At 28.5% G+C, this 21,475-nt stretch carries 16 protein-coding genes; 8 read left to right on the top strand and 8 right to left on the bottom strand.

Going from position 1 to position 21,475, the window contains the following annotated elements; all coding sequences use genetic code 11:
* Nucleotides 1–3 precede the first annotated feature (3 nt).
* The 3 genes from ACH5BH_RS08350 to ACH5BH_RS08340 all read left to right on the top strand — a co-directional run bounded on the left by ACH5BH_RS08350 (nucleotide 4) and on the right by ACH5BH_RS08340 (nucleotide 5,840).
* Nucleotides 4–2,004, top strand: a complete 2,001-nt coding sequence (locus ACH5BH_RS08350; protein ID WP_423298052.1) for a sensor histidine kinase — start codon at nucleotides 4–6, stop codon at nucleotides 2,002–2,004.
* Nucleotides 2,005–2,116: 112 nt separating this feature from the next.
* Nucleotides 2,117–2,683 carry a flavin reductase family protein gene (locus tag ACH5BH_RS08345; protein WP_423298051.1) on the top strand — a complete coding sequence of 189 codons (567 nt, stop codon included), beginning with the start codon at nucleotides 2,117–2,119 and terminating at the stop codon, nucleotides 2,681–2,683.
* A 202-nt stretch (nucleotides 2,684–2,885) separates the two neighbouring features.
* A complete protein-coding gene (locus ACH5BH_RS08340; RefSeq protein WP_423298050.1) occupies nucleotides 2,886–5,840 on the top strand; it encodes a methyl-accepting chemotaxis protein in 2,955 nt (984 codons plus the stop codon).
* A 26-nt stretch (nucleotides 5,841–5,866) separates the two neighbouring features.
* Here the strand turns inward: ACH5BH_RS08340 and ACH5BH_RS08335 are convergent, their stop codons facing one another.
* The 7 genes from ACH5BH_RS08335 to bioD form a co-directional block, all read right to left on the bottom strand.
* The gene (locus ACH5BH_RS08335) at nucleotides 5,867–6,700 is read right to left on the bottom strand and encodes a DUF5718 family protein (RefSeq protein ID WP_423298049.1); all 834 of its coding nucleotides are present in this window, start codon (nucleotides 6,698–6,700) and stop codon (nucleotides 5,867–5,869) included.
* A 181-nt stretch (nucleotides 6,701–6,881) separates the two neighbouring features.
* Nucleotides 6,882–8,372, bottom strand: a complete 1,491-nt coding sequence (locus ACH5BH_RS08330) for a fumarate hydratase (RefSeq protein ID WP_423298048.1) — start codon at nucleotides 8,370–8,372, stop codon at nucleotides 6,882–6,884.
* A gap of 234 nt (nucleotides 8,373–8,606) precedes the next feature.
* Nucleotides 8,607–9,590, bottom strand: coding sequence for an HpcH/HpaI aldolase/citrate lyase family protein (locus ACH5BH_RS08325; protein ID WP_404305587.1), 984 nt, complete (start codon nucleotides 9,588–9,590; stop codon nucleotides 8,607–8,609).
* Nucleotides 9,591–9,620: 30 nt separating this feature from the next.
* Nucleotides 9,621–10,679, bottom strand: a complete 1,059-nt coding sequence (locus tag ACH5BH_RS08320) for a MaoC family dehydratase (protein WP_423298047.1) — start codon at nucleotides 10,677–10,679, stop codon at nucleotides 9,621–9,623.
* 10 nt (nucleotides 10,680–10,689) lie between these two features.
* Nucleotides 10,690–13,209: an aldolase/citrate lyase family protein gene (locus ACH5BH_RS08315; protein ID WP_423298046.1), complete on the bottom strand. Its 2,520-nt coding sequence runs from the start codon at nucleotides 13,207–13,209 to the stop codon at nucleotides 10,690–10,692.
* 14 nt (nucleotides 13,210–13,223) lie between these two features.
* Nucleotides 13,224–14,354: an HpcH/HpaI aldolase/citrate lyase family protein gene (locus ACH5BH_RS08310; protein ID WP_404305581.1), complete on the bottom strand. Its 1,131-nt coding sequence runs from the start codon at nucleotides 14,352–14,354 to the stop codon at nucleotides 13,224–13,226.
* A 335-nt stretch (nucleotides 14,355–14,689) separates the two neighbouring features.
* Nucleotides 14,690–15,322: a dethiobiotin synthase gene (gene bioD, locus ACH5BH_RS08305; protein ID WP_423298045.1), complete on the bottom strand. Its 633-nt coding sequence runs from the start codon at nucleotides 15,320–15,322 to the stop codon at nucleotides 14,690–14,692.
* Between the two features lie 71 nt (nucleotides 15,323–15,393).
* Here bioD and ACH5BH_RS08300 point away from each other — a divergent pair, with 71 nt between their 5' ends.
* The 5 genes from ACH5BH_RS08300 to aat all read left to right on the top strand — a co-directional run bounded on the left by ACH5BH_RS08300 (nucleotide 15,394) and on the right by aat (nucleotide 20,429).
* Nucleotides 15,394–15,693 carry an ATP-dependent Clp protease adaptor ClpS gene (locus tag ACH5BH_RS08300; RefSeq protein ID WP_404305577.1) on the top strand — a complete coding sequence of 100 codons (300 nt, stop codon included), beginning with the start codon at nucleotides 15,394–15,396 and terminating at the stop codon, nucleotides 15,691–15,693.
* A 3-nt stretch (nucleotides 15,694–15,696) separates the two neighbouring features.
* Nucleotides 15,697–17,919: an ATP-dependent Clp protease ATP-binding subunit ClpA gene (clpA, locus tag ACH5BH_RS08295; protein WP_423298044.1), complete on the top strand. Its 2,223-nt coding sequence runs from the start codon at nucleotides 15,697–15,699 to the stop codon at nucleotides 17,917–17,919.
* Nucleotides 17,920–18,049: 130 nt separating this feature from the next.
* Nucleotides 18,050–18,898: a flagellin gene (locus ACH5BH_RS08290; protein ID WP_423298043.1), complete on the top strand. Its 849-nt coding sequence runs from the start codon at nucleotides 18,050–18,052 to the stop codon at nucleotides 18,896–18,898.
* A gap of 118 nt (nucleotides 18,899–19,016) precedes the next feature.
* Nucleotides 19,017–19,679, top strand: a complete 663-nt coding sequence (locus ACH5BH_RS08285; protein WP_423298042.1) for a c-type cytochrome — start codon at nucleotides 19,017–19,019, stop codon at nucleotides 19,677–19,679.
* Between the two features lie 78 nt (nucleotides 19,680–19,757).
* Nucleotides 19,758–20,429: a leucyl/phenylalanyl-tRNA--protein transferase gene (gene aat / locus ACH5BH_RS08280; protein WP_404305569.1), complete on the top strand. Its 672-nt coding sequence runs from the start codon at nucleotides 19,758–19,760 to the stop codon at nucleotides 20,427–20,429.
* On the opposite strand, the gene ACH5BH_RS08275 is transcribed toward aat, so the two are convergent.
* On the bottom strand, nucleotides 20,426–21,352 hold the full coding sequence (locus tag ACH5BH_RS08275; protein ID WP_423298041.1) for a helix-turn-helix transcriptional regulator: 927 nt from the start codon (nucleotides 21,350–21,352) through the stop codon (nucleotides 20,426–20,428). The two genes, aat and ACH5BH_RS08275, sit on opposite strands and share 4 nt — an antisense overlap.
* Nucleotides 21,353–21,475 lie beyond the last annotated feature (123 nt).

Raw genomic sequence — 21,475 nt, 5'->3', positions numbered from 1 at the left:
AGAATGTTTAAAGAGAAACACTTAACAGGTTTAATATATATAATACCTATGGTGTTTATTATATTAACAGCTTCAATACTTACTTTTGTTCATATACAAAAATCAAATTTAAAATTTGAAACAGACTATAATAAATTAAAAGATAATTTTTTAGATCAAGAAGAGTTAAGAGTTTCAACAATAGTTGAATCTGTTAATTCTTATATTAAATTTAAAAAAGCAAGTACTCTAAATATAATAAAAGATAATATAAAATCAAAAATAAGTTTTACTAATAATATATTAAGTAGGTTTGATTTAAAAAACAATATTTCAAAAAGTGCTATACAAGATGAGCTTTTAAAGGCTTTGAATGATATACAAAAAAAAGATAAAGGGAAATATTTTATATTTAGCTATGAAAATGGTTTAAATTTAGTGAATTCAGATTATATTCATGATTCAGAATCAGAACTTTACTCAAATAAACAGTTCTTACAAAAACTTAAGTATATAATTGAAAATAAAGAAGAGGGGTTTATTTTATATAATAAATCATTTTCATTAAATAAAAAAATTGATAAGCTTAAGGTTTCATATATAAAAAACTTTAAAAATCTTAATTTTGTTGTAGGTTATAGTGTCGATGTAGATGAGTATGAAACCATAACAAAAGATGAAGTAAAAAAAAGATTAGACTTAATGAGTATTCCTCAAAATGGATATATTCTAACTCTTGATGAAAACTTTAGAATATTACAACATTCAAAAGATGAAAAATATATAAATAGAAGTTTTAAGAGTTATGAAAATAATGAAGAGGTTTTAGAGTCTATATATGATTTTATGAATAAATCAAGAGTAGGCTTGTCAAATGAAAAATTTGGTTTTATTTGGAAAAAAATAAATGATAAAAATTATAAGTTATATGTAGTAAATTATATAAAACATTGGGATTGGCTTATAACAATCGCAATTGATGTAAATAATATAGATAAAAATATTGAACAAATATTAGGTTCAAATAAAGAAAAAATAGAAGAAAGTATTAAAGAAATGCTTCAAATTGTATTAATATTTTTAGTAATTGCTTTAATCTTTTCATACTTTATTTCATCAAAACTAAACTACTTATTAAAAAAACATAAATTAAGAATAGAAAGCCAAAAAAATGCACTTAAAAATATAAATGCTTCTTTAGAGTTTAAAGTTGAAGAAAAGACAAAAGAACTTGAAGAGTTAAATGATAAATTAAAAAATAGATTTAAAGAAGAAGTTCGTAAAAATAGAAAAAAAGACCAATTACTTTATAGTCAATCTAAAATGGCTTTAATGGGTGAAATGATAGCTAATATTGCACATCAATGGAGACAACCTTTAAGTGCAATTTCCACAATAGCTAGTGGAAACTCTTTAAAAATGCAGTATGATATTTTAGAAAAAGATGAGTTAGAAAAAGACTTTTCTAAGATAGTAGAAACTACAAAACATTTATCTAATACAATAGAAGATTTTAGAAATTTTTTTAGAGAACGTAAAAGTATTGAAGAGTTCAATTTAGTTGATTTATTGAAGAAAAATCTTTCGCTTACAAGTGCTTCTTTGCAAAATAGTTATATTAATATAATTGAAAATTACAATAGTGTTTATATTTCAGCTATAAAAAATGAACTATTACAAGCAATATTAAATATTTTAAATAATGCTAAGGATGCACTACTTCAAGTTGATGAATCTAATAGATTTATTGTTATTGATATTTATAGTGATGAAAACAATGCTTACATAAATATCAAAGATAGTGCAGGGGGAATACCTTTGGATATTATAGATGATATCTTTAAAGCACATTTTACTACAAAAGATGAGCATAGTGGTACGGGTATTGGTCTATATATGACAAAACAGATTATTGAAAAGCACTTAAATGGAAAAATAAGTGTTCAAAATGAAGAGTTTGTAATAGATGAACAAATATATAAAGGTGCCAATTTTAAAATAACTTTACCTTTAGAAAGTAAATAAATAACTATTGGAAACACAAATTTATTAAGTCTGAAAAATCATAACTAATATTTTTTTTAATTCTAATGTTTAGCTATAATTTTGTATATTTAACGAAAAATAAGGGAAGTAAATGATTTTAGATTACAAAGATGTAAATGATTTAAATAGATATAAAATAATGTCAGGAACTGTTGTTCCAAGACCTATTGCTTGGATAGTTACAGAAGATGAAAATGGTATTTTAAACTGTGCTCCATTTTCTTATTTTATTCCTATTTCTTCAAATCCAGCCTTAGTTTTAGTTGCTATTGGTCAAAAAGATGATGGAACACCAAAAGATTCCCTTGCCAATATTAATGAAACTAAAAAAGCTACGATATGTTTTGCTAAAAAAGAGCATGCAGAACTTGTACAAAAGTGTGCAACTCCACTTGATAAAGGACAGAGTGAAATAGAAGAGTTTGAAATTGAAGTTCAAAATATAAAGGAAAAATTCCCTCCTATGATTGCTTCTTGTGAAAGTGCTTTATTTTGTGAATATTATGATACTTATAAAATTCCAAGTAAAACTACTCCTGTTATCTTAGAAGTAAAATATCAGTTTATAGAAGATGATAAAATAAATGAACGAAATCATGTAAATATTGATAATCTTGCTAGATGTGGAGTTAAATTTAAAGCTTTAGTTGATTTATAAAAACAAAAAAGAGTTTCCTCTTTTTTGTAAATTTCCTCTTTTGTGTTATATTCTTCATTACAAAAAATAATTAAAATTTTTTCTAAATAATAAATAACTCACTAATAATATGTAGATTACAATACGGTTACACTTTAACTTTTGTTCAATATCTATTGATACTTTTTATACTATAGTATTTTAAATTTATCTTGGAGTACTAATGAATAATTTAAAATTAAAAAATAAAATTTTATTAATTTTGCTTTTTCCTATACTAAGTATTGTAATTTTATCAGTAAGTATTTTACAAAAAGAGTTTAGCTTAAAAGATTCTATGTATAAATCAAAACTATATGTAAACTTTAGTATAAAAGCTAGTTCTTTATTGAATGAGCTTCAAAAAGAAAGATATTATTCTTCAATTTATATTTCTACTTATGGAAATAGTTTTAAGAATAAACTAGAAGAACAAAAAAACAATACTCAAGAGAAAATAGAAGACTTTTATAAATTCTTAGATAGTTTTGATTCTTCTTTATATGGTAAAAAAGTACATGAAAACCTTGTGAAGCTACGAAAAGAGTTTAAAGAATTATCAAAAATTAGAGCAGAAATTAAAAACAATCAAATTGATGAATTTAAAGCAAATAGATACTATTCCTCTTTAAGTACTTATCTTTTATCTTTTTTTGATGAATTAGTTTCATTTTCTACTCAAGCTGAGCTTTCAAAGTATTCACAAGCTTTGCTTTCCTTATTAAATATAAAAGAAAAAGCTTATAAAGAGTCTTTAGTTTTAAGAGAGATATTTGAAGTAGATAGAATTACAACTAAAAAAGGCTTTGAATTTGGCTCATTAGTATCTTCCCAAGACACATATTTAGATAATTTCAAAAAGGTTTCATCTTTAAAAGAATTAGAGATGTTAAAACAATTTTTAGATTCTAAAGAAAATAAAGAAGTAGAAAAGTTTAGGCAATTAATATCTATAAAAAATAGTAAAGATAGTCTATTAACTCAAATAAAAGAGCTTGCTGGTTATGGTGGTTTGATCCATAGTTTTAAAAACTATGTTTTAGAAGGAAATGAAAAAAGTTATCAAAAATTTCAGCAACAACACGTATCAATAATAAGAAAATTAAAAGCATATAAAAGAATAAAAGGTGTAACAAAAGAAGAAAAAAAGCTAATCAAAAAAATTCAAAGAGTTTTTGATACATATTTATTAATGGCATCGCAAATACAAGAATTAAGAGACAATGGAAATAGTATTGAGGAAATTAATGAATATATTCAAGTAGATGATACTAAAGCTTTCAAATCTTTATCTACCTTATCAAAAAATATTTATGGTGCAAATTTAAAACAATGGGAGCTTGTATCTTTAAATAGAATTGAAAAATTAAGAGTATTAGAGTTATATGTTACAAATAAACTTCTAAATACAATAGAGAATAAAATCTCAAATGTAAATGAAAACTTTTTAATGATTACCATTTTAATTTTAACAGTATTAATTTTTGTATTTTTATCAGTTTTTATTATGACAAAAAAAATTGTCACATCTTTAGATACCTTTAAACAAGGTTTAGAATCTTTCTTTTTATATGTTATAAGAAAAAAAGATAATTTAAGTTCTATTGAGGTTAAAGGCTCAGATGAGTTTGCACTAATGACAAAAGAGATGAATAAACAGATTGTAAAAATAAAAGAGATTATAGAACAAGATAGAAAAGTAGTAAGTGAACTCTCCGATATAGCACAAAAAACATCAAATGGATTTTTACAATATCAAATTAAAGAACATGGTGCAACTGCTGAGGTTGAGTCTTTAAGACTTAGTATTAATGATATGATTTTAAATACAAGCTCAAAAGTTGCCAATATAAATAAAATTTTAGATGGCTATGCAAAAGGTGCTTATGATACAAGATTAAAAGAAAATGAAAAAGATGGTTTATATGGTGATTTTGGGACATTATTTGCTGGTTCAGTTTTACTGGGACAATCTATTTCACAATTAATCGCAATGATTACAAATGCAGGTAGAGAGTTAGATTTAAATACAATTACTTTAAGTAAGTCTTCTCAAAATCTTTCAACTAGTGCAAATGAACAAGCTACATCTTTAGAAGAAACAGCAGCTTCAATTGAGCAAATAACAAGTAATATGAAAACTAGTAGTAAAGATGTAGAAAAAATGCTTGATATCTCAGATGAATTAAATCACACAGCTAAAACAGGAAATGATTTAGCTAGTAAAACATCAAACTCTATGGATGAAATAAATGATAAGGTTACAGCTATAAGTGAAGCAATTAGTGTGATTGATAAAATTGCATTTCAAACAAATATATTATCTTTAAATGCAGCAGTAGAAGCTGCAACAGCAGGAGAAGCTGGAAAAGGTTTTGCAGTAGTTGCACAAGAAGTAAGAAACTTAGCAAGTAGAAGTGCACAAGCAGCAAATGAGATTAAATCTTTGGTTCAAGAAGCTACACTAAAATCCAATGAAGGTAAAGATATAGCAAATAATATGATAAAAGGTTATGATAAATTATCTTTAAGAATTATTGATACAAAAAATATTATTGATAATGTAAGTGCAGCTATAAAAGAGCAAGAAATAGGAATGATACAAGTAAATGATGCTGTATCAAATCTGGATAAAATGACTCAAGAAAATGCAACAACTTCAGCAAATATAGGTGAGTTATCAAATCAAGTAGCACAACTATCATCAAGACTTTTAGGGATTACTAAAAAAACAAAGATCAATAAAAAATATTATGATATGGTTGATGATATAGATTTGATTCAGCAAATATCAAAATATAAGAATAATAATATTAATCTAAAAAAAGAGTACTACAAACAACTAAATACATATAGTCATATAAATATTGTTAAAAATGAAGAGACTGAACTAGGCCGATGGATTATTGAAAGTGAAAGAAAAAAATTACCTTATACTTTATCCTTAGAATGGAAAAACTTGAAAAATAAGAAAGAAACTTTCCATATTTTAATGCAAGAGTTTATGACTTTAAATGCCTCTTGTGCAAGTAATGATGAATTAAAACAAAAAGCAAAAGAAATTGAAGATATAACTGGCGAGTTATTTGGGTGTTTAAATAGTATTGCAGTTGTAAATACTAAAGTTTTAAGAAAATAAGTATAAAAGGAAATACCTTTTATACTTTATTGAACTATTTGATGAAGTTTAGAACACTTACTTAAAAAAGTATCCATACCACACATATCATTATACATATCATCAAATGAGTGGAAGTGTGCATCATAAACATAAACAAAAATCTCATCACCTTTTTGTAAGAAGTTTTTCTTTCCAAAATCAGCATAAGCAGTAGCCCCTGCTGCTATTAATATACCTTTTGCCTCATTAGCATTTGTCATAAATTGTGTTAACTCTTCAAGTGGTCCACAATCTTCTTGAGTGTTTAGTTTGTCAATCATCCAATCTTTTAATTGTTTAAAGAAATAGCTATATGATTTTACTGCACTTGTAGTTCCATAATCATGTACAATGCCATCTCTTTTTATAAATGAAGCAATATGGTATCTATTTAGTATTCCATCTTCTGTGAAGTTATCTATTTCAATAATATCTTGCGAAATACCTTTTGTATTCTCTCCCCAGTTCTTTTTTGTACTTAGTTTATTTCCATCTTGGATTCTAATAGAGCAGTCATTAAAAGCAGAAAAATATTTAGGAACAATATCTTTTACTTTCCCATTTTCATAAATAAAGTCACAAATAAGTGCAACTTCCGCTTCTACTTGTAGGTTATCATTTTCTCTTCCATGGGTATAAATAACTTCATCACAAATAGGATATGTTCCCAAAAATGAATCATGGCCTTTAATATAAAAAGGAAACATTCCTTTTGGTGCATCTTTTTCTTCTGTTTTAATAACTGAAAATTCATCAGCTTCCCCAGCTTCTCCTAAGTGGTTGGCAAAATTTCCAGCAACAGCAAATCCTAAATAATCTTTTAAATCGTCTAATAACATATTGAGTTTTCCTATAAAATATATCAATCTTTTTGTTGAATAAGAATATAGCATAAATCTATCTTCTTAAAGTCAAAGTTATAACTTAGTTTTTTTGTATAAGGATTATTTTAGGAGGGAGTATTATTTCAAATAAGGTTAAAAAAAGAAGTATTAATTACAAAGGCAAAAGCCTTTGTAATTAAATAGTTCTCCATTTTGCAGGACCTGTAGTGTGAATAGATACACCCTCAGTGTCGACCGCAACAGTAACTGGCATGTCTTTTACTTCAAATTCGTAAATTGCTTCCATACCAAGTTCTTCAAATGCTACAACTTTAGCATCTTTAATTGATTGAGAAATTAAGTAAGCTGCACCACCAGTTGCGATTAAATAAGTAGATTTGTACTCTTTAATTAAGTCAATAGTTGGTTGTTTTCTTTCAGCTTTACCAATCATACCCATGATACCAATTTCCATCATGTCTTTAGTAAATTTATCCATTCTTGTAGATGTAGTTGGTCCTGCTGGTCCTACTTTTTCATCTCTTACAGGATCCACAGGACCTACGTAGTAGATAAATCTATCTTTTAATTCAACACCATTTGGAAGTGGTTTACCAGCATTTTTGTACTCAACGATTTTTTTGTGAGCAGCATCTCTTGCTGTTAAAATTTTTCCAGATAATAATAAAGTATCACCTGATTTAAATTGAGATAAGTTCTCTTTTGTTAAATCTTCAATGTTAACTTTTTTTACTGTATCCATTGGAATTTCTAAATCAGGCCAGATATCTAAATCAGGCTTTTCAAATTTCGCAGCACCATTACCATCTAATTCAAAGTGAATATGTCTAGTAGCAGCACAGTTTGGAATCATAGCAACTGGTAAAGAAGCAGCGTGACATGGATAGTCTAAGATTTTAACATCTAAAACAGTAGTAACCCCACCTAAACCTTGTGCTCCAATACCAACTTTGTTAATATCTTCATAAAGTTTAAGTCTTAACTCTTCAAGAGCATTTTGAGGACCTCTTGCTTTTAATTCATGAATATCAACGTGATCCATTAAAGATTCTTTTGCTAATAACATAGATTTCTCTGGGTTACCACCAATTCCAATTCCTAAGATACCAGGAGGACACCATCCTGCACCCATTTGTCTTACATTATCCATAACCCAATCATAAATTGAATCAGATGGATTTAATACTGCAAATTTAGATTTGTTTTCACTTCCTCCACCTTTAGCAGCTACTGTAATATCAATCTTATCAGAGTTATCAACACTTATATGAATAACCGCTGGAGTATTGTTTTTAGTGTTTTTTCTCTCTCCCGCTGGGTCAGATACAACTGAGAATCTTAAAGTATTATCTGGGTCAGTATAACCTTTAGCTACACCATCATTTAAAATATCTTCTAATTCTCTTGAAATATCAAGTTTAGCATTTAAACCAACTTTTACAAAAATGTTGATTGATCCAGTATCTTGACATAAAGGTCTGTGACCCATTGCACACATTTTTGAGTTAATTAAAATTTGCCCAATAGCATTTTTTGCTGATTCTGATTGTTCCTTCTCATACGCCTCAACCATTCCTTCTACGAAATCAGTTGGGTGGTAGTATGAGATGTATTGACAGGCTCCTGCAACACTATCAATAATATCTTGTTCTGTAATAACGCTCATTTGTTCCCTTTTCTTTAGAAATTGTAAATATTATACCTATGTAATTATGAAAAAAATCTTTTTTCATTAGAACTTAACATTTTTATTTTAAAAAAGTGTTAACTCTTAACAGCTATGTAGATAATAGGTATTTTAACTAGAAATTATTAAGGAAAAAAAGGCTTTGTTATATAAGAAAAAAAATTAAGTAATTTATAAGAAGTTAATCTAAGGCAAGGCCTTAGATTAATAGTTTTAAGCGAAGAATCTTGTATTAACTTCATCCATTAGTTTAGCACCTGAGAAGTGAGCTCTTTGTACTAATTCCCAAAAGTATCTGTAAGTTGCTCTATCGTGTAACTCACCATCATACTGGATTGGTCCCCATTCAGCATCTTGTGCAGCTAAAAGAATATTTTGTGCAGCTTCTAACTCAGTGAAGTCTGGTTTCATAGCATCAACGATTGCTTGTACTTGTGTTGGGTAAATTGACCACATTCTCATGAATCCAAACTCGTTTCTAGCTCTCTCAGCATCTTTGTAAGTTTGGTATGGATTTTTAAGGTCAAGTGTTACATTATGACAAGGAATAACATGATTTTGAATAGCAGCTTGTGCAACTTTTGCTTTTGCAGCTCCAATTAATCTATGATCAAATTGACCTGGACTTCTCATATTAATAGCTGGAATTGCACCTTGGTATCCTGATACAAAGTCCATTAAACCAAAGTCTAATACTTGTAGCCATGGTAATGTAGCGATTTTTTCTACATCTTGTAATGCACCATGAGTTTCAATTAAAATATGAATTGGAATCTCTCTTTTGATACCAGCTTTTGCAGCTACTTCTTGGATGTACTCAATTTGAGTTTTTACATCTTCATAAGAAGTTGATTTTGGTAATGTAATATATGCTAATTTTTCACCAGCACCAGGAACTAAAATATCAACATCTTGTCTCCAATCTGGATGAGAAAAATCGTGAATTCTTGTACCAGCCATTGCATAAGGATTTGCATCAGAGTTAACAACTCTAACGATCATCTGCGCATGTTCAACTTCTTTACCAGTTTCTGCTCCATCTTCACAATCACAAGTGATATCAAAAACAGGTCCTAGTTTTTTTTGCATTTCAAAACCTTTTAGGATTAGCTTTTCGCTTCCTGCAAAGTGCTCACAAGTTGGAATAATTGGTAATGATTTACCAGATTCAAATAGTGCTTCGTTTGGGTGTGTCATAATAATTTCCTTCCTTTTATTAAGTTAAATTTATTTTTTTGTTTTTTTCTTTGGGATTACAACTGTGTAATCTAAATCAAGTACAACATTTTTTAAGTACTTACCATCTTCACCTTTTGGTGACTCAATCTCATCAGGTTTTTGATTTTTAAGGGCAATTGTTCTTAATCTCAATAATCCAATATCGTCTCTTTTGTGATCAATAGTATCTATTACTTCTGTGTAAGCATAAATAGTATCTCCTGCATAAGTAGGGTTTGCATGAGCACCACTATTAATAGCATACATCCATTGAGCGTTTTGTAAACCATTAAATGAAATAGCTCTAGCCATTGATATTACAATTCCCCCATACATTAATCTCTCACCCATAGCAGTTGTTTTCATCATGTGATCATTAAAGTGAACTTTTGCATTGTTTTGGTATAACTTAGTTGCTAAAGTATGGTCACTATTATCAATAGTAATACCTTCTGGGTGATTTAATCTTTCACCTTTTTCGTAATCTTCAAAAAAGTATTTACCACCCGTTGCATCAGTATTTACACATTTAATTTCTGGGATATTAATCTCTTCACATATAGGAGTTGATTCAGCAAAAGTTGGTATTTCTTTAATACCCGTTAAAGTTTCCTTATCTTTTTTATGAACCATAACCCATCTTTTGAAGTTTAATACTTCTTCATCTCTTTGATTAACTCCAATAGAGTGAACATAAACAACTCCACTTTTTCCATTTGAGTTTTCTTTTAAACCAATAACTGTTGAAGTCATACTTACAGTATCACCAACATAAACTGGATTAGGAAATGAAATCTCAGCATAACCTAAATTAGCAATTGCATTTAATGAAATATCTTGCACTGACTTACCAAAAGTCAAGTGGAAGTTTAATGTATCATCAATAGGTCTTTTTTCATATCCCATTTCATTTGCTACTACATCAGATGAATGTAAAGCAAATCTAGAACCAGTAAAAGCGATGTATAAAGATACATCACCTTGGCTTACTGTTCTTGGAAGTGGGTGTACTATTTTTTGACCAATTGAGAAATCTTCAAAAAAGTTTCCAATATTAATTTTAGACACTATAAGCTCCTTATTTACCAAATAGGTTTTGACCTAATGATTTATATGTTTCATATAAGGCAATCATTTTTCTAGCCCATTTAATTCTTGAACCATCAACAAGTTTATTGTTATGCATAATTACTTCTTTACCTTGTTTTTTAGCTTCTTCGTATTCATTAATCATTGCTTCATAATCTTCAACTTCTTTTTGTTTAGGAGTAAAGATATCATTAATATACTCAACTTGAATTGGGTGAATAAGTGATTTACCATCAAATCCTAAGTTAAAGGCATCTTTTGTTGAATCTTCACAAGCAAATTCATCATGAACATCAAAATGTGGTCCATCAATTACGATTTTTCCGTAAGCTTTTGCTGCTAAGGCTACTTGTGATAAGTAGTTAAACATAGCTTTTGAACCTTTTTTAATATCAATTTGAAGTCTATTAGCTAATTTATTTGAACCTGCAACTACAACAGCAACTCTTGGACTTGCTGCACAAATTTCTTGAATATTTAAAACAGATAATGGCGTTTCAATCATAATCATTAAAGTTAAACTTGGATTAATTTCATCAATTAATCTAACTGCTTCTAATACATCTTCTTTTGATTCAATTTTTGAGAATAGTAAAGCGTCTAGTTCAATTTCTTTTGCAAGTTCTAAATCTTTTGCTAATTCTTCACTTCCAAGATTATTGATTCTAAGAACTCTTTCTGATTCACCAAATTTACAACCTTGTTCTTTATAAACTTGTCTTACAGTCTCTCTACCTGCTTCTCTTTGTTCTGGTAAAATTGCTTCTAAATCAAAGATTACTGAATCTGCTAAGATTGTTTTTGCTTTTTCAACATTGTGTTTATTATATGAAGGTACAAATAACATAGATCTTCTAGCTTTGTATTCAACAATCTCTTCACCTGATTCTTTTGCATGGTATAAATCATGTAAATTTTTAACTAATTGTTTTCTTAAAACTTTTCCATTTTTTGTTCTTGGATAATCACTCATTCCAAAAATCATTTTAGGAGCTTTGTATTTAGCTAAGTTATCTTGAGAGAATTTTAAAATCTCTTGCTCTTTTTCTTCACTTAATTCTTCATGTCCAATTACAGCAATAGCAACAATTACTTTATCTTTTCCAATTTCTAAACCAAAGGCAACACAATCAGCTACATCATTATGAGTTTTTACAACTCTTTCTATTTCATGTGGTGAAACTCTAAATCCAAATGTATTGATAATATCATCTTTTCTACCAATAAACCAGATGTATCCATCTTTATCTTTTTTAGCATAATCACCTGTAAAGAAGTATCCATTATGTCTAGCTTTTCTTGTTTCTTCTTCTAATTGCCAATACTCTAAGAATAATCCTGGATCATCTTCACCAATACAAATCATCCCTTCTTCTTCTAATCCTACTTCTTCTAAAGTCTCAGGATTTAAAAGTTTTACAGTGTGTCCTGGTTGTACAAAACCTGCACTTCCTGGTCTAATAGGGTTATTTTTTGAGTGCGAAATATAGTAAGAACATTCACTCATACCAATTGCTTCATAAATGTCTTGTTTAAATCTATCTCTCCATAAACCAATCATTTCATCAGATAAATGCTCCCCCGCACTCATACAATATCTTAATGATGGACAATCCTTTGCTGTAAATTCAGTTTTCTGAATAATTTGTCTATAAATTGTAGGTACTCCAATAAAGATAGTACATTTATGTTTTTTAATTAAATCAACCCATGTAGAAGCGTCATTTGCACCTTCATAAGCAATAACTGTATGACCATTATATAAAGGATCCATTAAAGCTGAACCTAGTACATAAGTCCAGTTAAATTTACCAGAATGCATGATTCTGTCATTTTCTTTAAAATCAAACCAATATTCAGTTGCAGGAGTTCTACCTACAAGTGATCTATGAGAGTGTAAAACACCTTTTGGATAACCTGTAGTACCTGATGTATATACTAAGTATGCAGGCTCTCCAGATTTTGATTTATAGTGATTAGGAGTTGTATCTGTTTGCTCTAAAATTTCATTTAAAGCATAAACATTCATTCCTTTTGGCACCTTTAATTCAGCAACACTATCAATACCTGCAACAATAATTGTTTTTAAGTTATCTAAGTTTTCAAGGTATGGTGTTAAATTCTCAAACATAGTTGCACTCATTACAATTGCTCTTGCTTGAGAATCTTCTGCTAAATATTTAACTTCTGAACCTGATAAAAGTGTTGACGTAGGAACTGCAATAATTCCTGCTTTAATAGCACCAAAAAATGAAATAGGGTAAGCAAGTGAGTTTTTTAAACAAACTAATACTCTATCTCTAGCTTCAAAACCTAAACCTTGTAAGAAGTTACACACTTGGTCAGATTTTTGTGCTAAATCTTTATATGAAATTTCATCAGTACCTAATTTATCATCTTCAATAATCATAGCTGTGCTGTTTTCTTTTGCTGTTCCTACGTGAGCAGATGTACAAGCAACACCGATATTTAAGAATTCAGGTATTTCAATCTTAATATTTGAACTCATATTATAACTCCTTATTAAATTTGACCATAAGGCCAGTTTTCTTTAAATGTATGAATTGGCATTTTATTTAATACTGTTAATGCAAATAATTCATCCTCTTTTGGTAATGCTCTTAAGGCATAAGCTCTTAATAGGTTTTGTAATGACTTACCAAACATTGGTGGATCTAACATTTCACCTTCATATCTAATTGCTCCACTTAGTAGTGCATCTGCATCAATAGCTGCTTTTAAGATAGATACATCTTTTGCTATTTCTTTTGGAGATGGTGTAAATGCTACTTTACATACATTGATATGATTAGGAGTAATTACTTGTTTTCCTGTAAGACCCATAGCATACTCTTTTTTCGCGTGAGCATAAACTTGTCTTGATGCTTCATCCCCATGTAAGTCTAACCATCTTCTGATATCTTTTTTCTCTAAACAGTTGTCAGGTAAAGAGTGTGGTGTTAACATTACTTCAACCCCTCCAATTACACCTGTACCTTTTACTCTTGCTTCCATAGTTAACATATTGAAGAAAGTTTCTAACTCATTAATCCATCCTGTTGGAGTGATTTTATAAGCCATTGCTTTTGAGAAGTCATGAATACCAAATACAACGTGTTTTACAGTTGAATGCTCCATTAATCTATCAGCAATTTGAAGAGATTTTGGGTGTTCAATAATTGGTTGAATAGTTAAGTTACTTCCAATAGATACTAACCAAGAAGATAAATCTCTAATCTCAGCTGAACCATAAACCTCTCCAGCTTTTGCTAAAACAATTACATCAACATATTTGTGAATTTGTTTTAACATTTTTAAATCTTCTTCATACTCATCTGTTCTAAATGGGTTGATTCTAACTGCTATTTGAAAGTTTCTTTCAGGGAACTTTGGAAGTTCTTGAATTAATAACTCTCTTGACATAGCTTTTTGTCTACAGCCATCTTCTAAGTCAAAAAGTACAGTATGTGCTTTTGTTTTATAAGCATGTTTTTGTAATCTAAGTTTTGCTTGTTCCATACTCTCGTATGTTCCATCTAATGGATTAAACTTAATTGGTGGGTAGTAAATTTGTATACCTGGCCAATATCCACCAAGTACTGGTGTTAAGTCATCATTTGCCGTTAATTTAGATAAATCTATTGCAGAAGTCATCTTACTTTACCTTTCTTTATTGTTTTGTGCTTTTATATTTGCTTCTTGTTTTTAATCTCACTGATTATAGTTTATTAAAAACGAACGAGAAAGTTATACAGCATTTAAAATGAATTGTTTTCATATTATTTAAAATAGCAATTTTATTTAAGATTAAATTTATTTTTATAATAAAAGTAGGTATTTATGGTGCTTTCAAAGGGTAAAAATGTATAAAAAGTGTAAAAAAAGGCTAGGTTTTAACACTAAATTAAAGTGTGAAAAAAAATGAAATTTTACAAATTTTGAAATTTATTGTAAAAAAATCAGTTTTTTTCAAAATTGCATATAATAGTTTATATGTCATTTAAATAGTGAATTTCTCCAAAATATTCTTTCAAAAATGGAAGTGAAACTTCTTTGAAACTATCTTTATCTTCATATAAATTTATAAAAAAATCAAAATCAATATTTCTAGTTTCTAAGGCTTGGATAGAAAGTAAAGTATCATTTATACATCCTAGTTTTGATGGAGTAATTAAAAAAGCTTTAGCTTTAAACTCTTTTATTAAATCAATAATAAATATATCTTTTTCTATTGGAACCATAAGACCTCCAGCCCCTTCAATAATTAAAACATCACACATTTCTTGTAGCTGTTTTTGTTTTTGTTTTAAAAACTCTATATCTATAATAGTATTTTCTTTTGCCACATAAGGTGCTGCTGGAAGTTTAAACTGATAAGGAACTATATCATTTATAGTTACATCAAATTTAGGATTTAACTCTTTGACTAGTTTTAACATTTTACTTCCATCAAGTGGAGTATCAATCACTCCTGTTTCACAAGGTTTAAAATATCCTACTTTTAAACCTAAACTTGCAAAATATCTTAAAAACTTTTCACTTGCATAAGTTTTTCCTACATCTGTATTTGTAGCACTCACAAATATTGTTTTGTTTTTATAATAATCTTTTTCTTTTATCATATAATTTTCTTTTTGGTATAATTTATGTATTTTAAAAATTAAATTATATTTTATCACATAAAAGGTTTGAAGTGAGTAACGAAATAGAAATAGAATTAGATGATGAATTAGAACTAGAAGAACCAAAAAAGTTTAATGTTTTACTTTTAAATGATGATTATTCAACGATGGACTTTGTTATAGATGTATTAGTAAAAGTTTTCAGAAAGTCTGTTGATGAGGCTTCATCTATTATGATGAATATTCATAATAAAGGTAAAGAAGTTTGTGGTGTTTATACCCATGAAATAGCTGCAACAAAAGTTGCACAAGTAAAAACAATGGCAAGAGAGCAAGGCTTTCCTTTAAAAGCTATTATGGAAGAAGAGTAAAAAATGATAAGTAATGAATTAAGAAATATTTTTGCACAAGCAGTAAGCTATGCAAAAAGTAGTAAACATGAATATTTAACAAGTGAACATATTTTTTTAATGTTACTACATGCTGAAACAATAGAAAATTTATTTATTGATTTAGGCGTTGATTCAAATAAAATCTTTGATGATACAAAAAAGTATATAGATGAGAACACACCTGTTTTACCAGAAGGGATTGAAGATGAGCCAATTGAGACTGTATCTTTAACTTCAACTATTGAGTATATGGTAGCACATACTCAAACGAGTGGTAAACAAAAAGCAAATGTAGAAGATATGTTTGTGGCACTTTTAAGAGATGAAAAATCTTATGCTTCTTATTTATTAAAAAAATTAGGAATTCAAAAAGTAGATATTCTTGAAGAAATTTCCCATAAAGATTTAGATGAAGAGGGTGAAGAATCTTCATCAAATGATGAAAATCAAGAAAATAAAGTATTAGATAAAAACTCTACTGAATTAGTAGCTCTTGCAAAAAAAGGTGAAATTGATCCTGTAATTGGAAGGGAAAAAGAAATTTCAAGAGTAATTGAAATACTTTCAAGAAGAAAGAAGAATAATCCTATTTTAGTAGGTGAACCTGGTGTTGGTAAAACAGCAATAGCTGAGGGTTTAGCTTTAGAAATAGCAAATGAGAAAGTACCAGACTTTTTAAATAATGCAAAAGTATTTTCTCTTGATATGGGATCTATGATTGCTGGGACTAAATATAGAGGGGATTTTGAAAAGAAATTAAAATCACTTTTAAAAGAAGTAGTAAAAGTTCCTAATGCAATTTTATTTATTGATGAAATTCATACTATTGTTGGGGCAGGTTCTGTTGGTGGAAGTGCTATGGATGCCTCAAATATCTTAAAACCAATGTTAGCTAATGGTAAGTTAAGATGTATAGGAGCTACTACCTTTGCAGAGTTTAGAAATGACTTTTCTAAAGATAAAGCTTTAAGTAGAAGGTTTGCTAAAGTTGATGTTGAAGAGCCTTCAATAGAAGATTCAGTTACTATTTTAGAAGGACTTAAATCTAAATATGAAGAGTTCCATGGTATTAAGTATTCAAAAGATGCAATACACAGTGCAGTTGAACTTAGTAAGAAATATATAACTGATAGGTTTTTACCTGATTGTGCTATTGATGTTATTGATGAGGTTGGGGCTTCAAAAAAAATAGGGCTTGCTACTAATAAGACTAAAACTAAAAATAATATAAATGTTTCATCAAAAGATATAGAATTAACTATTTCTAAGATGGCACATATTCCAGCAAAAAGTGCAACAAAATCTGATCTTACTCTACTTAGAACACTAGAGAAGAATATGCAAAAAAGAGTATTTGGTCAAGATGATGCTATTTCAGCTATTGTTCAATCTATTAAAAGAAATAAAGCAGGACTTGGACTTGATAAAAAACCAATTGGATCTTTTCTTTTTACTGGGCCTACTGGTGTTGGTAAAACAGAAGTTGCTAAAGAGTTATCAAACCAATTAGGTGTTCATTTTGAAAGATTTGATATGAGTGAATATATGGAAGCTCATACAATTTCAAGACTTATTGGAGCTCCTGCTGGGTATGTTGGGTTTGAGCAAGGTGGACTTTTAACAGAAGCTATTAGAAAACATCCTCATACAGTATTATTACTTGATGAGATTGAAAAAGCACATCCTGATTTAATGTCTATTTTACTTCAAGTTATGGACAATGCTGAACTTACTGATAATAGTGGAAATAAAGCAGATTTCCAAAATGTAATTTTAATTATGACATCAAATTTAGGTGCTACAGAAGCAAATGTAATGGGATTTGCTAAAGATGATGGCTTAAATGAGAATAAAGCTATCAACAAATTCTTTGCTCCTGAGTTTAGAAATAGACTTGATAATATCGTATCTTTTGCAGCACTTAGTTCAGATGTAGTTGCTAAAGTTGCAGGTAAGTTTATAGAAGACTTGGAAGAAGCATTGGTTGATAAAAATATTAAGATTTCTATCACTGCTAAAGCTAAAAAAGAGTTAGCACTATTAGGTTATGACAAAGCTATGGGAGCTAGACCTCTTAATAGAGTAATTTCTGAAAAAATTAAAAATGTTCTTACAGATGAAATTTTATTTGGAAAGCTTAAAAAAGGCGGTCAAGTTAAGATTGATTATAAAGAAGATTTTACTTTTGAATATAAGCCACTTTAAAAAGTGGCTTTTTTTAAACTCCATATTTATTTTAAACTAGATTTAAGAATTGTTTAAAATAAAAAATGAGATAATTAGAATACACTTTGTATAACTTGTGATTTTAATGATTTTATGAAAGGAGTTTACTTTGAGATTAAATACTAATATTTCAGCTTTTATAGCTTATGAAAATTACAATACTAATAGTAGACTTTATCAAAAATCATTAGAACGAATAACAACCGGACTTAGAATAAATAGTGCAAGTGATGATCCCTCAGGTTTAGCAATAGCTGACAAATTAAGAACACAAGCAAATTCAGTAAAACAAAGTATAGAAAATGCAAATTCTGCAATAGCTCTAACTCAAATAGCTGATAAAGCGATGGCTGAACAATCCAATATAATAGATATCATAAAAAGTAAATTAATACAAGCACGAACAGCAACAACTTCTGATGAGGGAAGAGAAGCTATACGAAAAGATATAGTAAAGTATATAGAGCAACTTGATAATATTGCTACACAAACAAACTATAATGGTATTTCACTTTTACAACAAGGAAGAGGAGATGATACTTTATCTAATGATTTATCTTTTCAAATAGGTGAAACTTCAAGTGATACTATAACTATGAAAGGTGTTAGGTCAAATAGTGCAGGACTAAATCTAAGTGCTTTAAAAAGTTTAGGAGAAGGTGCTTTAACAGCAGATATAGCAGCAGCAAATATGAGTGTTGTAGATGATGCTTTGACAACTTTAAATACTTATCGTGCAGAGTATGGTTCAACTCAAAATCAATTAGAATCTTCTATAAGATATATGATGACTATGGAAACAAATTTAAGAGCTAGTGAATCTACAATAAGAGATGTGGATTATGCAAAAGAAGTTATGAATCTAAATAGACTTAAAATTGCAATGGAAGCTGGAATGTATGCAATTGCACAAGCAAATAGAATACAAGAAATTATGATTAAATACCTTTTTAGATAAATAAAGTTATTTATTTTTTATCACAATTAATATACAATAACTTTCTAAAATCTCAAAAAATTGTCACTAATTTAGTGAAATTGAAGTAAAATAAAAATTATTAATCAAGGGGTTAAATATGAAAAAAGTTTTATTAAGTTCAGCTGTTGCTGTATTATTATTTACTGGATGTACTGAAGATAAAAAAGAAGAAACAACTGCGAGTGTTGAAGTAAAGCAAGAAGTACAAGCTAAAGTTGAACCAAAAGCTGAAGAAGTTAAAAAAGCTGAGCCTACAACAAAAGAAGTTGTAGAGAAAGCTGCTGATGAAGTAAAAGCTACTGTTACAAAAGCAGCAGAAGATATCTCTAAATCAGTATCAAATGTTGCTTCTAAAGTAGCAGACGAAACTCCAAAAGTTGTAGAAGATACAGTTGCTAAAACAAAAGAAGTTGTAAATGACACTATGGAAAAAACAAAAGAAGTAGTTAAAGATGTAAGTAAAGAAGCTGCTGCTATGGTTGATTCTATGACAGAGAAAAAAGAAGAAACAAAACCATCTGTAAATGGTCAAGCTTTATTTGCTTCATGTGCTACATGTCATGGTCAAAATGGTGAAAAAGCTGCACTTGGTAAATCTCAAATTATAAAAGGTTGGGATAAGCAAAAAGTTCTTGATGCTTTAAATGGATATAAAAATGGAACTTATGGTGGAGCTATGAAAGGTGTAATGACTGGACAAGTTGCTACTAAAACTGATGCAGAAATTGACGCATTAGCTACTTATATTTCAAATTTATAAAATAAATAAAGTAGGGTTTCCTACTTTATTTTACTTCTCTAACTTATTTGTTATAATCTTCAAAAATGAAGGTTACTTTTGAATTTAAATATATTTCCTTTAGATAAATACTCTTTTAACTTTCCTAATCCTTTATATGCTAATGATGAAGGTCTTATTGCCTATGGTGGGGATTTAAATCCAAATAGAATAATAACTGCATATACAAAAGGAATTTTTCCTTGGTATAATCAAAATGATCCAATACTTTGGTGGTCTCCAAATCCTCGAATGGTATTAAAATTAGAAGATTTTAAAATTTCAAAAAGTCTTGGAAAAATCATAAATAAACAAATATATGAAATACGATTTGATACAAATTTTGAGGGAACTATTTTAGAGTGTGCAAATGCAAGGAAAGATAAAGAAGGTACTTGGATATTGGATGAAGTGATTGAAGCTTATGTAAAGTTACATAAAATGGGTTTTGCTCACTCTTTTGAAGCATATCTAGATAATAAGTTAGTAGGTGGTGGTTATGGTATTAACATAGGTGATATTTTTTGTGGAGAGTCAATGTTTTCAAAAGAAAATAACGCTTCAAAAGTGGCTTTATATTATCTAGTTAAAAGGTTAAAAACTAAAGGTTTTAAACTTATAGATTGTCAAGTACCAAGTACACATCTTCAATCTCTTGGGGCTATAAATATTTCAAGAAAAGAGTTTTTGAACTATATAGAAAACTCTATATCTAATCCTTTAGATTTTTAAATCATAAGTTCAAGTTGATTATCAAAAAATTCTCTACTTGTTGAAAGAATTTTTTTTGCTAAAGATTTTGGTTGTATTACTAAAAGGTATGGTTGCCACTTTTTAAGCTCAAATAAAATCTCATTTTCACTTGTGATATTTAAAGAAAGCTCAATGGAGCTATCATTATATTTTTTAGTGATAATCTGAGAAGAGTTTAAAGGTCTTCTTTCAAAGTATTTTGAAACCTCTTTTTTAGCTAAAAGTTTTACTTCAAAGAAATCTTTATTGGGTTCAAACCAAACATTTATAGCCAGTCGTAGTTTTTCTATAGCTTTTGGGTTTTCTTTAAATATCTTATCTGTAGTGTTTAGAGACTCAATATCTTTTATATAAAAAGTTTTTAGTTTATTTGATAAAATATCATTTCCATAAAGATACCAGTAGCCATCAAAAGTAGTTATTTTATAAGGTTCAATGAATCTATATTTATCTTTATATTGGAACTCAACTTGGGTTTTATTTTTGATACTTTCTTGTATATTTTTTATAATATTTGTTTTATTACTTATATCTTCTATTTCTATTTTAGAAAAAATAGGAGTTTCATGTCTATTTTGTATCTTTGAAAATAATTTATTTGTGCTAGTGCTAAAAGTACTTCCCATAGATAAAGATAATTCTTTTAATATATCTAAAACCAAGTCTTCTTCAAAGCTAAGAGTTTTATCAATACTATGACCTTCTTTAACTTTCCATTTATGTCCACTTTTTTCAATAGGTAGCTTTGAGGCTAAACGTTCATTGAAATCACGTTGTATTGTTTTTGTGGATACATTGTATTCAATTGCTAAGTCTTTTACACTTAAAATTTCCCCTTCTCTTAGGCGTTGCCAAATGGAAGTTAGTCTAAAAAGTATCTTATCATAATCATGTTTTTTCATAAGTTTTTCCTAGTATAAAAACGGACATTATATTGTCTAGTAAGTATAGTAAACTTTTGTATAAATAGTCAAAAAGGATAAGAAATGGAACTTTTTATTTTTGCGGGGATTTTATATATGATG

The organism is Arcobacter rhizosphaerae, from assembly GCF_049472155.1.
In the GTDB taxonomy this organism is placed as follows: Bacteria; Campylobacterota; Campylobacteria; order Campylobacterales; family Arcobacteraceae; genus Arcobacter_B.
The sequence above is the reverse complement of the archived record's forward strand: the minus strand, read 5'-3'. Positions and strand labels throughout refer to the sequence as shown.

Bases quoted from the DNA above. Each gene is read 5' to 3' on its own strand.
- ACH5BH_RS08350 (WP_423298052.1), top strand. From the start codon at position 4: ATGTTTAAAGAGAAACACTTAACAGGTTTAATATATATAATACCTATG.
- ACH5BH_RS08345 (WP_423298051.1), top strand. From the start codon at position 2,117: ATGATTTTAGATTACAAAGATGTAAATGATTTAAATAGATATAAAATA.
- ACH5BH_RS08340 (WP_423298050.1), top strand. From the start codon at position 2,886: ATGAATAATTTAAAATTAAAAAATAAAATTTTATTAATTTTGCTTTTT.
- ACH5BH_RS08335 (WP_423298049.1), bottom strand. From the start codon at position 6,700: ATGTTATTAGACGATTTAAAAGATTATTTAGGATTTGCTGTTGCTGGA.
- ACH5BH_RS08330 (WP_423298048.1), bottom strand. From the start codon at position 8,372: ATGAGCGTTATTACAGAACAAGATATTATTGATAGTGTTGCAGGAGCC.
- ACH5BH_RS08325 (WP_404305587.1), bottom strand. From the start codon at position 9,590: ATGACACACCCAAACGAAGCACTATTTGAATCTGGTAAATCATTACCA.
- ACH5BH_RS08315 (WP_423298046.1), bottom strand. From the start codon at position 13,209: ATGAGTTCAAATATTAAGATTGAAATACCTGAATTCTTAAATATCGGT.
- ACH5BH_RS08310 (WP_404305581.1), bottom strand. From the start codon at position 14,354: ATGACTTCTGCAATAGATTTATCTAAATTAACGGCAAATGATGACTTA.
- bioD (WP_423298045.1), bottom strand. From the start codon at position 15,322: ATGATAAAAGAAAAAGATTATTATAAAAACAAAACAATATTTGTGAGT.
- clpA (WP_423298044.1), top strand. From the start codon at position 15,697: ATGATAAGTAATGAATTAAGAAATATTTTTGCACAAGCAGTAAGCTAT.
- ACH5BH_RS08285 (WP_423298042.1), top strand. From the start codon at position 19,017: ATGAAAAAAGTTTTATTAAGTTCAGCTGTTGCTGTATTATTATTTACT.
- ACH5BH_RS08275 (WP_423298041.1), bottom strand. From the start codon at position 21,352: ATGAAAAAACATGATTATGATAAGATACTTTTTAGACTAACTTCCATT.